The following is a 13,752-nucleotide window of genomic DNA, read 5'->3' on the forward strand; positions in this document are numbered from 1 at the left end:
TATACCTCAATATTCTTTCTTAGGCTATTTAACAAAATTATTGAGGTTTAAATTGAGCTATTCGTATGCCCATTTGCTCAGCTAATGCAGCTAAACCGCTCAATGGACGAATCATTACTTCAAAATCAATAATTTTACCCTGCTCATTAAAACGAATCATATCGATACCTTTTAATGATTTATCTCCTACATTCGCACTAAACTCCAGCACTACATTTTCACCATTTTCCGTGTAAAACTCTCGATGATAGGTAAAATTCTGAAATACCTGAATTACATTGGTGAGAATAAAGAAAACAACTTGTCTTCCCTCATAAGGTTTATAAGCAACCGGTGAACGGAAAACGACTTCATCTGCCAGCAAATCATTTAAGTTCGATAAGTCATTTGATTGAATCATGTGATGCCATTTTTCTAATGACTGTTTAGTTATTTCGAGTGTCATTTTTATTTTTCCTTCAAATAGGTTTTAGTGATGAGCATTCTCTTACCCAAGACAATGCTCATTTAAGCCATTAAAGAACCGCTGCTAGTTCAGCACCTTGTCGAATAGCACGTTTAGCATCCAACTCACCTGCTTCTTTAGCACCACCAATCAAATGAACATTCTTACCATCTGCTTTTAATTGGTCATACATCGCAGTAAATGATTCTTGACCCGCGCAAATCACAACATTATCAACCTCAAGCACTGTTGGTTTGCCATCAACAGTAATATGAAGCCCTTGATCATCTACTTTGTCGTATTGCACACCTGCTAACATTTTCACGTTTCTGTTCTTAAGCCCGGTACGGTGAATCCAACCAGTCGTTTTACCCAATCCCGCACCTACTGAGGAAACTTTACGCTGCAACAAATAGATTTCTCGTTCAGAAGCTTCAACTTTTGGCTGCTTTAAACCTCCGACATGTTCATAGTGAGTATCAATACCCCACTCTTCATAAAATTTTTCTGGATTTAAACTGCCACTTTCACCTTCATGGGTTAGGTACTCAGCCGTATCAAAACCAATACCACCCGCACCAATAATGGCAACACGCTGACCTACTGGTGCACGCTCTTTAAGCACCTGTAAGTAGCTCAACACTTTTGGATGATCAATACCTTCAAATTGTAATTGACGAGGTGTTACACCAGTTGCAACTACTATTTCATCAAAGTCTGATTGGCTTAGCTCTTCATAAGTGGCTGGATGGTTTAATACAAGTTCAATGTTCGGGCGTAATTCAATTTGACGATTGAAATAGCGCAATGTTTCGTAGAACTCTTCTTTACCTGGCACAGTTTTAGCGATATTAAACTGACCACCAATTTGATGACTTGCTTCAAAGATTTTAACTTGGTGTCCACGATCTGCCGCATATACAGCAAAACTTAAACCTGCTGGTCCTGCACCTATGACAGCAATATTTTTCTGATTTTGTGCTTCTTTAAAGATTAGTTCTGTTTCATAACATGCTCGAGGATTAACCAAACATGTTGCAATTTTCATAGAGAAAATGTGGTCGAGACAAGCTTGGTTACAGCCAATACACGTATTAATTTCATCGCTACGGCCTTCACTTGCTTTTAAAACAAAATCAGGATCTGCAAGCATTGGACGTGCCATTGAAACCATATCCGCATGACCCGACGCTAATACATGTTCAGCCATTTCTGGTGTATTAATACGGTTCGATGTAATTAATGGAACTGAAACTTCACCTTTTAATTTTTCAGTGACCCAAGTAAATGCAGCTCTTGGAACTTTGGTGGCAATTGTTGGAATACGAGCTTCATGCCAGCCAATACCCGTATTAATGATCGTAGCCCCAGCTTTTTCAATCGCTTTAGCAAGTTGAATCACTTCTTCTAAAGTAGAACCACCTTCAACTAAATCAAGCATTGATAAACGGTAAATAATAATAAAGTTTTCACCCACTATTTCACGTGTGCGTTTTACGATCTCAACAGGAAAACGAATACGGTTTTCATAGCTACCACCCCATTCATCATCACGATGGTTTGTTCTGGCTGCAATAAACTCGTTAATTAAATAACCTTCTGAACCCATAATCTCAACGCCGTCATATCCAGCGTATTGAGCAAGCTTCGCACAGTTTGCAAAATCATCAATCGTTTGTTGAACCTCAGCAGAAGTCATTGCTTTAGGCTTAATAGGATTAATAGGTGCCTGAATTGCCGAAGGCGCAACAATCTCTGGCTGATAAGAATATCGGCCCGTATGTAATATTTGTAATGCAATCTTCCCGCCAGCAGCATGTACAGCTTCGGTAATGACTTTATGTTTTTCGGCTTCTTCTGTGCTATCTAACTTAGAAGCATGAGCAAAGGTTAAACCTGCCTGATTGGGTGCAATACCGCCAGTAACAATAAGACCCACATCACCTTTAGCACGTTCTGCATAAAAAGCTGCCATACGCTCATAACCACCAGGCGCTTCTTCTAGACCAACATGCATAGACCCCATCAATACGCGATTTTTTAATGTCGTAAAACCTAAATCTAATGGTTTTAATAAATGTGGATATAACGACATAACAACTCCTTGGCTTGCTAATCTGCTTGCTTAATGCAACTTGTTGCACAAATTTATAATCAAATTTTGACTTTTATGCAACATGTTGCATAATCTAATGAGTCACACTTTACTTTTGCTTACAAACGGATTGCCATGTCACTTCCTCATGTTTTATTGACCAGTTTACTAGAACGGCCAAGCACGGGCTTTGAACTCGCCCGCCGTTTTGACCGATCTATGGGCTTTTTCTGGAATGCCACACATCAGCAAATTTATCGTGAACTCAATAACATGCTTAAAAAAGGCTGGGTTTCCACTTTAGAAAATGAGATGGATAGTGGCCGAAAAAAAACTTATCAAGTCGAACAGCTTGGCCGTATTGAACTCGCTTCATGGATGACGCAGCAAAGCGAACCGGCACAGCTTAGAGATGACCTAATGGTAAGATTGCGCGCTGAGGCGCAATTGGGCAATAATCAAATATTACCCGAACTGTTACGACATCTTGGTCTACATCAAGAAAAGCTTAAGCTTTACCAAACTATTTACGATAAAGATTTTAAAGATAGCGATGATTTGAATAATCGAGTGTTATATATTCATAAAATGATCTTAGAACTCGGCATTACTATGGAAACTGAGTGGATCAAATGGTTGGAACAAGTCATCCCGCAATTAAAACTCTTTGCTCAAGATAATGTATCTGGAGAATAATCATGCCTTATTACACCATGCCCGATCAGGAAAGTTTATTTGTACGCCGTGTTGGTCGTGGTGAACCGGTATTAGTTTTATCCGGTTTAGGTATGCAAAGTTGGCAATGGCTACCTTTTATCTATGCAAATCGTAAAGAATACGAGTTTATTATTCCCGACTGGCGGGGCTTTGGCGGTTCAAAAAATTGTGCAATTCCCGAGCAAGATGCCATATCAAGCCACTGGCAAGATGTTGCTCACTTAATTGAGCAATTAAAATTAGATAAATTTATTTTAATGGGCTACTCAATGGGAGCCACCACTGCAATGCATGGCATGAAACATGCTCATCTCGCTCAGCAGTTAAAGGCCTATTTACATATCGATCAAACGCCTAAAATTTCAGTAGATGCTACATGGCAATATGGGTTATTTGGGCCATTACATGCCCAATTTAAACAATTACTCAATGATATTTATCAGTTATTATCAATCCATAAAAATGCTAAATATCTTTATGAATTATCACTTCCGGACCGTCAAAAGTTGGTGCGTTTGTGGGTAGATTTTATTGAATTGCAAAGTAGCAATCCATTTAGCCCTTTTGTTTTTAAAACTGCGTTAAAACAACCATTTTTACAAAAATATCTTCTTCCGATTCAACGTTTAGACTACTTATTTTGGTATGTTGAAAATTATCTTTTCCACAATGAAGATTATCGTGAAGCACTTCAGCAATTACAGTGCCCAACAACTTTCTTTATTGGACGCAATTCGACACTCTATCCAGAAACGGGGCAAACCCTGATTGCACATAGTGTCGAACATGCAAAAACAATTTATTTTGAACGTTCAGGCCACACGCCATTATTAACCGAACCAAAAAAATTCGGGCATGAAATCACTACTTTTTTATCCGAACTTAAACATGCTTCTTAAAAAAAAAGGATCTGCTAAAACAGATCCCTTTTTAAATGTTTACATCATTAAGCCGAATGAGCTAATTCACTTGCTTTTAATTGTTTAGCAACATTTAACAAAAGCTGTTCAGTTTTATTCCACCCTAAACAACCATCCGTTACCGACTGACCATAAGTCATTTCACATGAAATCTTCTGGTTACCATCAACTAAATGGCTTTCAATCATGACACCCTTTACCTGAGTTTTTAGACGTTCAGCAACGATTTGCTGTAAAACTTCTGGCTGACGTAAAGGATCTTTACCACTGTTGCCATGACTACAGTCAATAACTAAGGCAGGTAGGTTTTGTTTGTGCTTTTCTCTAATTGCCTGAATTGAAGCCAAATCATAATTAGGACCATGATTGGCTCCACGTAAAATCAAGTGTGGCAATGGATTTCCAGCACTCTGAATCACTGAAGGCAAACCTTGCTGATTCATACCTAAAAATTGATGCTCATTTTGTGCAGACTGAATAGCATCTAAAGCAATTTGAATTGAGCCATCCGTACCATTCTTGAAGCCAATACTGTATGGCATATGACTTGAGATTTCACGGTGAATCTGGGACTCACTAGTACGAGCTCCAATTGCACCCCAAGCCAATAAATCATCAAAATAGCCTGTTGCCATTGGGCTTAAAATTTCGCTCGCAATCGGTAAGCCTTTTTCAATAATTTGTAAATATAGCTCACGCGATTTTTCTAAACCTAATTGTAGATTAGATGAACCATCAAGATTTGGGTCATACATAAACCCTTTCCAACCTACTGTTGTACGCGGCTTTTCAATATAAGCACGCATCACAATGAAGATTTGATCTTTTACTTTTTCTTGTAATTTTTGCAATCTATCTGCGTATTCAAGTACAGCAACTGGGTCATGAATTGAACATGGTCCTGTAATAACCATTAAGCGCTGATCTTTGCCAGCAAGAATATTTTGAATAATTTGACGATGTTCTGCAATTTGTCGTGCGAAGGTCTGCACAAGCGGGTATTTAGCTTTTAACTGAACAGGTAAACTAACTGGTGTTTCTTTTGTATTGCTTTGAGTTAGTAAAGTATTTAAGGCATTCATTGGTCTTTTCCTTTGGACTGAAACCTAATCAGTCCGATCATTTATTTGAGCGTTTTGGATCTATTCGTTGGCAAAGGTAGGCAAAAGTAAAACCAATAAAAGTTGCTAAAGTATGAATAAGTCATGTTGTTCATTTTAAAGTCCTCGATTTGAAAAAGATAAAGCATAAAAAAACCTGATCGGGGTTGCCGATCAGGTATTAACTGTGATGGGCAACTCTCGTGCCCGAATACGCTCAGGCAACTATCTAAATTGCCAGAAATAAAAGTAAGCGTTAGAATTCACAGATTGATTTAACATCTTTATCTCAAATATTAAAAAATGTTCCTTAAATCTAAAATACGCATTGTTGATGACTTTGACAAGTATTTTTTGCGAAAAAATTGCTTATTTTTTTCACTTAAAATTTAAATAATCACTCTCAGAATTAACGGATTAATCCTTGGGGCTGTAAAATAATTAAACCTGCTCCGCAAAGCACGATTACGCCACCCAAGATATCCCATCTGGTTAAAGCGACCTGATCTACAAAACGAAGCCACATAAGCGCAGTAAAAATATAAATACCGCCATAGGCTGCATAAATCCGTCCAGACGCTGCCGGATGTAATGTCAGCAACCAGACAAACACTGCCAAACTCAGTGCTGTAGGTAACCATAGCCACGCAGACTTCCCTTCTTTTAAAATAAGATAAGGAAAGTAACAACCCAAAATCTCAGCGATTGCAGTAATAATAAATAACCCGAACACACTAAATATTCGGGTTATAGAAAGACTATCAATTAACATAAATTAAGCTGGTTCTGCCGTATGGTGATCTTCAAACACTTCAAGTTTTAGACCCACTGCTTTACCATCTTCTTTCTTCACTGATACCGCCACATTACCGCCATGATCTGCAAGTTCACCAAACAGTATCATTTCAGCTAATGGTTTCTTCAAGTGTTCTTGAATGAGTCGTTGCATTGGTCGAGCGCCCATTAAGCGATCATAACCATTTGTCGCCAACCAGTCGCGTGCACTTTGATCGACATCTAAAACTACGCGTTTTTCATCTAGCTGCGCTTGCAATTCTGTCAAGAACTTATCAACTACAGATTCAATCACTGTGGTTGGTAAAGCTTTGAATTGAATAACACCATCTAGACGGTTACGGAATTCAGGTGAGAATGCACGTTTCATGGCTTCTTGGTTGTCCGAACTATGGTCTTGCTCTGTAAATCCAATGCTTGCACGAGAAATACTTTCTGCACCAATGTTCGTCGTCAACACAATAATGACATTTCTAAAGTCTGACTTACGACCATTATTGTCTGTTAATGCACCATGATCCATGATTTGTAATAACAGGTTAAACACATCAGGATGTGCTTTCTCAATTTCATCCAGTAATAACACACAGTGTGGATTTTTATGAATCGCATCTGTGAGTAAGCCACCTTGGTCATAACCTACATAGCCTGGAGGAGCACCAATTAAGCGAGAAACAGCATGACGCTCCATATACTCAGACATATCGAAACGAACAAGCTCTACACCTAAAAGTTTTGCTAATTGCTTCGTAACCTCAGTTTTACCTACACCGGTAGGACCAGCAAACACAAAGCTACCAACAGGCTTGTCTGGTGATTTCAAACCAGCACGTGACAACTTGATTGCAGAAGCTAATGCAGTAATTGCCTCATCTTGACCAAATACAACACGTTTTAGGTCACGCTCAAGATTTTCAAGTACAGATTTATCATCTTTAGATACAGTTTTAGGCGGAATACGCGCAATCTTAGAAACGATATCTTCGATGTTCTCTACAGTAATTAAACTGTCTTCACTTTCTGCTTTTAGACGGCGCTGTGCACCTGCTTCATCAATGACATCAATTGCTTTATCCGGCAAGAAACGATCATTAATAAATTTCGCAGAAAGCTCAACCGCAGAAACTAAAGCTTTGTCGTCATACTGTACATGGTGGAAATCTTCAAACTTCGTTTTCAAGCCACGTAAAATATCAATAGTTTCAGAAATGCTCGGTTCATTTACGTCAATTTTTTGGAAACGACGAGATAACGCATGATCCTTTTCAAATACCTGACGATATTCTTGGAACGTGGTTGACCCAATGCAGCGTAAAGTACCATTTGCTAAAGCTGGTTTGATGAGATTCGAAGCATCCATCGTACTGCCCATACTTGAGCCTGCACCAATGATCATATGAATTTCATCAATGAATAAAATCGCATTCGGATTTTTCTTCAAAGCATTTAACAATTGTTTTAAACGTTTTTCAAAGTCACCACGATATTTTGTACCCGCAACTAATGCACCAATATCAAGGCTGTAAATTTCTGCATGGCTTAGCGGTTTTGGTGCTTTACCATTTACAATGAGCCAAGCAAGGCCTTCTGCAATTGAAGTTTTACCTACACCCGGGTCGCCTACTAACAATGGATTGTTTTTACGACGACGGCAAAGAATTTGTGCTGTACGCTCAATTTCTTTCTCACGACCAATGAGTGGATCAGTTTTACCTTTTTGCGCTTCAACATTTAAATTGAGCGTATAAAGTTCTAATGGTCCAGCATTGCCTGAATTGCTTTCACCCTCAATGTCTTCAACTTCTTCTTCAACCTGAACTTCGTCTTTACGTGTCCCATGAGACAAGTATTGAGTTAAAGTCAATCGATTAATTTGATGACGTTTAAGCAGATAAACAGCAAAAGAATCACGCTCTGAATACATTGCGACTAAAACATCCGCACCTTCAACAGTACGGTCACCACCACTTGATTGAACGTGGAAAATTGCACGTTGTAAAATGCGGTCGAAACTTTCTGTTGGATGTGGAGCTTGCTCGCTATTTTCGCCAAGCTTAGGAGTATGTTGTTCTACATATTCTTCTAATTCTTTACGTAAAGAAACAATATCAGCTCCGCATGCTTTTAATGCATTCACAGCCGAATCGTTATCGAGTAAGGCTAATAGTAAATGTTCAACTGTAAGAAACTCATGTCTCTTTTGACGAGCCATGCTAACAGCCAAACGTAATGATACTTCTAATTGACGACTGAGCATGTGACCCCCTTATGCTTTAGGCTCAATCTGGCAAAGTAATGGATGACCTTGCGATCGAGCGTAATTATTAACAAGGTTTGCCTTGGTTTCCGCGATGTCTCTTGGATATACCCCGGCAGTACCTTTACCTTCATAGTGTACTGTTAGCATTACTTGAGTTGCTTGGTCAAGATTCATTGCAAAGTATTGTTGTAAAATTTCAATTACAAAATCCATTGGCGTGTAATCGTCATTCAATAATACTACTGCATATAAGGGAGGACGCTTGAGTTCGGGAGGTGCTGTTTGCACAACAACCTCTCCGTCATGATCTTCGTTTTGCGAATCACTTAAGCGTGGATTGAAGTGCCAATCGACATAGCCAGACTGCTGAAAAGAAGCCTTAATATCTTTTAAATTTGTTTGACGCTTATTTGTTCGCATATGATGTTACTATTGTGAATTTGCTTCAGCTTGAGGAATTTCTGCAACAAAAGCAGAAGGTGTTTCGACAGGTTTACCACGCTGCCAACTAAAACGCTTAATAACCGGTGTATCAGAACCGCCTGTTAGACGCACTTCAATAAATTGAGGTGTGAACCCCTTAGGCATCGTCCATCGGCCAGTCAAACGCTCAAAATCAGTGAAGTTAAAGTTCTTATCTTCAAGTGGTACCACTAAAACTTCTGTATCTTTAATCAGTCTTATTTCAACTAAACCTGAAGCACGGCGTTTACTCGGGCTAACTTGTACCAGATCAAGCTGATATTCATAAGCATTTTCCGGTAACGGTTTTATCGCCAAATTCTGAATTGTTAAGCTTAAACCACCACGTTGTCTTAAAATTTCACGATAGATGTTACTCATACCTTCTTGCTGCGTTTTATCAGCATTGGCTTGATTAAGTGCTTCAAACAAATCATTGGCATTTGTAACAGCAACATCACGCTCTTGTACAGCAGCATTCAAACTTTTGTTAACTGCATCTAATGCTGTTTTTTGCTTTTGCACTACCTCAACCAATTGCTCTGCATCTGCATCGTAACCAACAACAGTTAAACCTTGACGGTGCCCAATTGTATAGCCGAGCGCAAAACAACCACTCATTAAAATAGCGGCACCAATAAATAATGGTTTATTGGTGTTTAAAAATTTTTTCTTTTGCAACGAACTTTCTACAGAAGTCGTCTGTTCCGAGTTTTGCATCGTCATCTCAGTGTTTAAGATCAGAGTCAAGACACACATTTAAATCGAAATTTAAATGTGTGTGAAGCAAAAAAGAGTTTTTTATGGTAATAAACCAATCCCTTGTAAGCCTTCATCTTCATTAAAGCCAAACATAAGGTTCATATTTTGTACAGCTTGGCCAGATGCACCTTTTACAAGGTTATCTTGAGCCGCCAAAATAATGAGTTTATTTGGTTGTGGTTTATACAAAGCAATACGTAATTCATTTGCTCCGCGCACGCTGCGAGTTTCAGGTGAGCTATTAGCAGGCATGACATCTACAAATTTTTCATTTGCATAGAAGTTTTCATACAAAGCTTGTAAGTCTGTTTGTTTACCCGCTTCTGTTAAGTCTACATAAATTGTACTTAACATACCGCGAATCATCGGTACTAGGTGCGGAACAAATAAAAGACCCTCAAAAACATCTTTCTTACCTGCAATATTTTCCAAAGCCTCTACAATCTCTGGATGGTGGCGATGGCCTGCAACACCATAAGCTTTAAAGTTATCCGCATTTTCACTGTAAATCATGCCCAAACTTGCTTTACGACCAGCACCAGAAACACCAGATTTTGCATCAATAATAATATTCTTTGTTTCAATCAATGCTTGTGCTGATTTTAAAAGTGGAGCCAAGCCCAGTTGAACAGTCGTTGGGTAACAACCCGGATTACCAATGACTTGAGCTTGCTTAATTTTTTCACGATTTAACTCGGTTAAACCATAAACAGAATCTTTTAGTACATCTGGGCAAGCATGCTCCATACCATACCACTTTTCAAATTGCTCAAGATTCTGTAAACGAAAGTCAGCAGCTAAATCAATAACTTTGGTGCCTGCCGCAATCAAATCTTTCGCATGTTGCATCGCAACACCATGAGGAGTTGCAAAAAATACAACATCACATTCTTTTAATGCATCAATGTTTAAATCTGAAAATTGAAGATCTGTATGCCCACGTAAGTTTGGGAACATATCAGCAACTGGTTTGCCCGCTTCTGTACGTGAAGTCAGAACTCGAACCTGCGCTTTTGGATGTCGTAATAAAATACGTAATAGTTCAACGCCTGTATAACCAGTTCCACCAACAATTCCGACAGAAATCACGTGCATTACCTCAAATTTTGAATCTATACTTGCGGTAGTATGACAGGATGTCTAGGCTTACAAAACCATTTCATGCTTGGTAATTTTAATTTTTTTATTTTAAACGATAATTACATAGCACTTGCCGGCCTGTCAGTACCAAACAAATATCAGTAAATAAATACCAAATTTATTTTTGGAGAGCTAGGATGCTTGATCAATCAAAAGAAATAAAAGTGTGCACTTATCTCGGCCTCACCACTTTAATTTTAAGTGTAGCCCTTGTTGGGTGTGGTGGTGGTAGCAGTAGCGGAGGTTCATCTAACACGCCTAAACCGTCTGAACCCACTCCTGAAGTCATGACGGATATTACGCTTAAAACCCCTGTCGAAATGCGCAATGTTCAACTCAAGGTATATGATAATACCGACAATAGTATTTTGATTGATACCCAAGTTGCCAGTTTAACGAGTTACGATATTAAACTTCCAAGCACAAAACTAAATCGTCTTTATCGTGTTGAAGTCACGACCCAAGGCTCATCTCAAGTATTTGATCCAACCAAATCTGAATATCAAAATATTTCTGGTGTTTATCACGCTTTTATTACCCCAAGCTCGATAAGCAATAAAACACAATTGATCAGCCCAAGTTCAGAAGCAATTTATCAACGTGCTGTGATTCGTTCAGGTCAGTTGCCTAATGAGACAATTATCCCAACCCGTATTGAACAATTACATGTTGACTTAGCCTCTCAAGATGTCTACAGATCTCTTCTTAATGCGTTTAAAGATACCAATATTCCAAGTTTAAGTCCGGCAAGTACGCTTACAATTTTAAATTTATTGAAATACTCAACCACAAAGCCAAGTACTTATGTGGATAGTTATCTAAGCTTTGGTTATCTTCAATATTGGTCAAGCATCCATAATACGAATTCACCTTATCAAGATCTCACCCAAAGTCTCGCTACAGATTTAAAAGATGGATATTTAGACGGCAAAAAACTTATTGGGGACAAATCATCTTTTACCCCTATCTTCACCTCAGCCCCTGATAATATTGATCCAGCAAAAAACACACTTTTAGATATCGCAGCTAATCAAAAGGTAACACGTGATTATTTTGCCACTAATCTAAGAGCAGCCACCTTTAAACTAGCAGATTTGCAAGATCAATCCCATTTAGACCCAATAGGTTATGATCTACTGGACAAGAAACAATATTCGGGGATTATACCTGCTGGTAATACATCTGAATTTTTCCGTATAGATGGTGCGGGAGATTACCGACGTGCTGTTGGCTTTAGTGGTATTACAACGACCTGCAATGGTTCGGCTTATCCGTGTAAACAAGGTTTAACTAGTATCAATATTTCTGACCCAAAACTACCAGCTACAGACTATTTAGTTGGTCACTATGAAGACAGTACAACAGGCTGCCAACTTAACTTCCGTGCTAATGGTCAAATTGAATTAATTAAAGGCTCTCAAAGCTATCGCTCTGCCTTAAGCGCAGATAGTACAGATAACTTACTGCAAACCGACGCTGCAAGTTATAGTTATTTACTTAACTCAAGTTCATCCGAACCTAACAATTCAACACAGCAATATAATTTTATACAGCTACATATTAAAGCGAACAAGATTGTTAGTGCTCAAGCAGGCCTTGATAGCCGCAAAGCACCAGATGTCTTACAAACAACACAATTAGAGTGTAGCTTTAGCTAAGTTGTAACATACCACCATGCAGGCAATGGATTACCTTTTAATTGTCTGCGATGCTGCATATAGTTAGGGTCGAACTTTGCAACTTCGGCCCAAAATGCAGGACTATGGTCGAAGTGTTTGGTGTGTGCTAGTTCATGAATGCAAACATAACGGGTAATTTGAGCAGGCATAAGAACCAGACCTGCATGCAGCATAATATTATGTTGACTACTGCAACTTCCCCAACGAGTTTTAGGACGCCGAATTGTACACTCTGCATAACTCAGTCGAGTTTTTTGGCTAAGTTCTGACAAAAGTGCTGGCAACTCTTGTTTTGCATAAGCAATAACAGCGTTTTGTAAAGCTTGATAGGGTTGTTGATCTTTAATAAATAAATAACTATCTTCCCAATCAAATTGAAAAATGCGATGTTGCTTCTGCACAACAATTTGAAAAGGCTGTTCTCTATTAAAAAAAGAAATTTCTGAAGGAATTTCAAATGAGGTAGATTGAACGTGGTGCTGTTTATTCCACGTCTCGATTAACCATTGTTCAGACTGAGCTAAAAACTGCTGAATTTGTTTCTTACTACAAAATAACGGCACAGTAAGTCGTATAGACGCAGGCTCAACACGTAAGCGCAATTTTCTTGCCCTTACGTGACGAACAATTTTAATTTCTGGCATTTCCACAGACATTACTGTGCAGTACGCTCTTCAATACCATCATTTGTTGCAACAATTGCAATCGTTGCTGGATTTAACGCAAAAATACCGTTAGTCACAACGCCCGGAATATTATTAATTGTCTTTTCCAAATCAATTGCATTTAAGATGTTCAAATTAAATACATCTAAAATAACGTTTCCGTTATCTGTTACCACACCTTCACGATAAACCGGATCACCCCCTAAGCTTACCAATTTACGAGCTACAGCAGAACGCGCCATTGGAATCACTTCTACAGGTAATGGGAAATCACGACCAAGTTGATCAACCCATTTTGAATCATCAACGATACATACAAACTTTTTAGCAATTGAGGCTACAATTTTTTCACGAGTTAATGCTGCGCCGCCGCCTTTAATCATATGCATGTGACGATCAATCTCATCTGCACCATCAACATAAGCATCAAGGCTACCCACATGGTTCATATCAACCACTTCTATGCCTAATTTTTTAAGACGATCTGCTGTTGCTTGAGAACTTGCTACTGCTGCTTCTAATTGTAGTTCAGGCAATAAATCAATCAGGAAATTTACAGTACTTCCAGTTCCTACCCCCAAAATGCCACCTTTGGGTAAGTGTTTTAAAGCAGCTTTCGCAGCAGCTTGTTTCTTTTCATCTTGGGTTGCATATAGGCTCATTACATCACTCAACTATTTTTTGACATTTATGCGCCAATAAACGGCGCAAA

Annotated in this window: 13 protein-coding genes; 3 read left to right on the plus strand and 10 right to left on the minus strand. The window is 38.7% G+C overall.

The annotated features are described in order from the left end of the window. Positions 1-37: 37 nt before the first annotated feature. Together EG365_RS18715 and EG365_RS18720 are read right to left on the minus strand one after the other, a co-directional pair. Positions 38-445, minus strand: coding sequence for a nuclear transport factor 2 family protein (locus EG365_RS18715; RefSeq protein ID WP_000171431.1), 408 nt, complete (start codon positions 443-445; stop codon positions 38-40). A 70-nt stretch (positions 446-515) separates the two neighbouring features. After that, entirely contained in the window at positions 516-2,540 is a 2,025-nt protein-coding gene (locus tag EG365_RS18720; protein WP_000061160.1) for an NADPH-dependent 2,4-dienoyl-CoA reductase, read from the minus strand. 135 nt (positions 2,541-2,675) lie between these two features. Here EG365_RS18720 and EG365_RS18725 point away from each other — a divergent pair, with 135 nt between their 5' ends. Beyond that, positions 2,676-3,236: a PadR family transcriptional regulator gene (locus EG365_RS18725; protein WP_000056571.1), complete on the plus strand. Its 561-nt coding sequence runs from the start codon at positions 2,676-2,678 to the stop codon at positions 3,234-3,236. Between the two features lie 2 nt (positions 3,237-3,238). Continuing rightward, positions 3,239-4,156 (plus strand): alpha/beta fold hydrolase, encoded by a 918-nt coding sequence (locus EG365_RS18730; protein WP_001147222.1) that lies wholly within the window; start codon positions 3,239-3,241, stop codon positions 4,154-4,156. Between the two features lie 47 nt (positions 4,157-4,203). Here EG365_RS18730 and EG365_RS18735 read toward each other — a convergent pair whose 3' ends face one another. The 6 genes from EG365_RS18735 to argC all read right to left on the minus strand — a co-directional run bounded on the left by EG365_RS18735 (position 4,204) and on the right by argC (position 10,651). Next, complete coding sequence (locus tag EG365_RS18735) at positions 4,204-5,259, minus strand: 3-deoxy-7-phosphoheptulonate synthase (RefSeq protein WP_000993015.1); 1,056 nt, start codon at positions 5,257-5,259, stop codon at positions 4,204-4,206. A gap of 427 nt (positions 5,260-5,686) precedes the next feature. Next, the gene (locus tag EG365_RS18740; RefSeq protein ID WP_000904308.1) at positions 5,687-6,049 is read right to left on the minus strand and encodes a YnfA family protein; all 363 of its coding nucleotides are present in this window, start codon (positions 6,047-6,049) and stop codon (positions 5,687-5,689) included. A 3-nt stretch (positions 6,050-6,052) separates the two neighbouring features. Beyond that, a complete protein-coding gene (clpA, locus tag EG365_RS18745) occupies positions 6,053-8,329 on the minus strand; it encodes an ATP-dependent Clp protease ATP-binding subunit ClpA (protein WP_000952702.1) in 2,277 nt (758 codons plus the stop codon). Between the two features lie 9 nt (positions 8,330-8,338). Continuing rightward, positions 8,339-8,752 (minus strand): ATP-dependent Clp protease adapter ClpS, encoded by a 414-nt coding sequence (clpS, locus tag EG365_RS18750; RefSeq protein WP_001260033.1) that lies wholly within the window; start codon positions 8,750-8,752, stop codon positions 8,339-8,341. A 9-nt stretch (positions 8,753-8,761) separates the two neighbouring features. Further along, the gene (locus EG365_RS18755; protein WP_001987890.1) at positions 8,762-9,520 is read right to left on the minus strand and encodes a DUF6776 family protein; all 759 of its coding nucleotides are present in this window, start codon (positions 9,518-9,520) and stop codon (positions 8,762-8,764) included. A 75-nt stretch (positions 9,521-9,595) separates the two neighbouring features. After that, positions 9,596-10,651, minus strand: coding sequence for an N-acetyl-gamma-glutamyl-phosphate reductase (argC, locus tag EG365_RS18760; RefSeq protein ID WP_000558176.1), 1,056 nt, complete (start codon positions 10,649-10,651; stop codon positions 9,596-9,598). A 182-nt stretch (positions 10,652-10,833) separates the two neighbouring features. Here argC and EG365_RS18765 point away from each other — a divergent pair, with 182 nt between their 5' ends. Further along, a complete protein-coding gene (locus EG365_RS18765; RefSeq protein ID WP_000886870.1) occupies positions 10,834-12,354 on the plus strand; it encodes a hypothetical protein in 1,521 nt (506 codons plus the stop codon). On the opposite strand, the gene EG365_RS18770 is transcribed toward EG365_RS18765, so the two are convergent. Together EG365_RS18770 and rpiA are read right to left on the minus strand one after the other, a co-directional pair. Beyond that, positions 12,351-13,031: a SprT family zinc-dependent metalloprotease gene (locus EG365_RS18770; protein WP_000110121.1), complete on the minus strand. Its 681-nt coding sequence runs from the start codon at positions 13,029-13,031 to the stop codon at positions 12,351-12,353. The genes EG365_RS18765 and EG365_RS18770 overlap by 4 nt on opposite strands. Next, positions 13,031-13,702: a ribose-5-phosphate isomerase RpiA gene (gene rpiA, locus EG365_RS18775; protein ID WP_000061059.1), complete on the minus strand. Its 672-nt coding sequence runs from the start codon at positions 13,700-13,702 to the stop codon at positions 13,031-13,033. The genes EG365_RS18770 and rpiA overlap by 1 nt, the downstream gene beginning before the upstream one ends. Between the last annotated feature and the right edge of the window lie 50 nt (positions 13,703-13,752).

This window comes from Acinetobacter sp. FDAARGOS_494, assembly GCF_003812225.1.
In the GTDB taxonomy this organism is placed as follows: Bacteria; Pseudomonadota; Gammaproteobacteria; order Pseudomonadales; family Moraxellaceae; genus Acinetobacter; species Acinetobacter baumannii.

Bases quoted from the DNA above. Each gene is read 5' to 3' on its own strand.
- EG365_RS18715 (WP_000171431.1), bottom strand. From the start codon at position 445: ATGACACTCGAAATAACTAAACAGTCATTAGAAAAATGGCATCACATG.
- EG365_RS18730 (WP_001147222.1), top strand. From the start codon at position 3,239: ATGCCTTATTACACCATGCCCGATCAGGAAAGTTTATTTGTACGCCGT.
- clpA (WP_000952702.1), bottom strand. From the start codon at position 8,329: ATGCTCAGTCGTCAATTAGAAGTATCATTACGTTTGGCTGTTAGCATG.
- EG365_RS18735 (WP_000993015.1), bottom strand. From the start codon at position 5,259: ATGAATGCCTTAAATACTTTACTAACTCAAAGCAATACAAAAGAAACA.
- EG365_RS18755 (WP_001987890.1), bottom strand. From the start codon at position 9,520: ATGACGATGCAAAACTCGGAACAGACGACTTCTGTAGAAAGTTCGTTG.
- EG365_RS18740 (WP_000904308.1), bottom strand. From the start codon at position 6,049: ATGTTAATTGATAGTCTTTCTATAACCCGAATATTTAGTGTGTTCGGG.
- EG365_RS18770 (WP_000110121.1), bottom strand. From the start codon at position 13,031: ATGTCTGTGGAAATGCCAGAAATTAAAATTGTTCGTCACGTAAGGGCA.
- EG365_RS18725 (WP_000056571.1), top strand. From the start codon at position 2,676: ATGTCACTTCCTCATGTTTTATTGACCAGTTTACTAGAACGGCCAAGC.
- EG365_RS18720 (WP_000061160.1), bottom strand. From the start codon at position 2,540: ATGTCGTTATATCCACATTTATTAAAACCATTAGATTTAGGTTTTACG.
- argC (WP_000558176.1), bottom strand. From the start codon at position 10,651: ATGCACGTGATTTCTGTCGGAATTGTTGGTGGAACTGGTTATACAGGC.
- clpS (WP_001260033.1), bottom strand. From the start codon at position 8,752: ATGCGAACAAATAAGCGTCAAACAAATTTAAAAGATATTAAGGCTTCT.
- rpiA (WP_000061059.1), bottom strand. From the start codon at position 13,702: ATGAGCCTATATGCAACCCAAGATGAAAAGAAACAAGCTGCTGCGAAA.
- EG365_RS18765 (WP_000886870.1), top strand. From the start codon at position 10,834: ATGCTTGATCAATCAAAAGAAATAAAAGTGTGCACTTATCTCGGCCTC.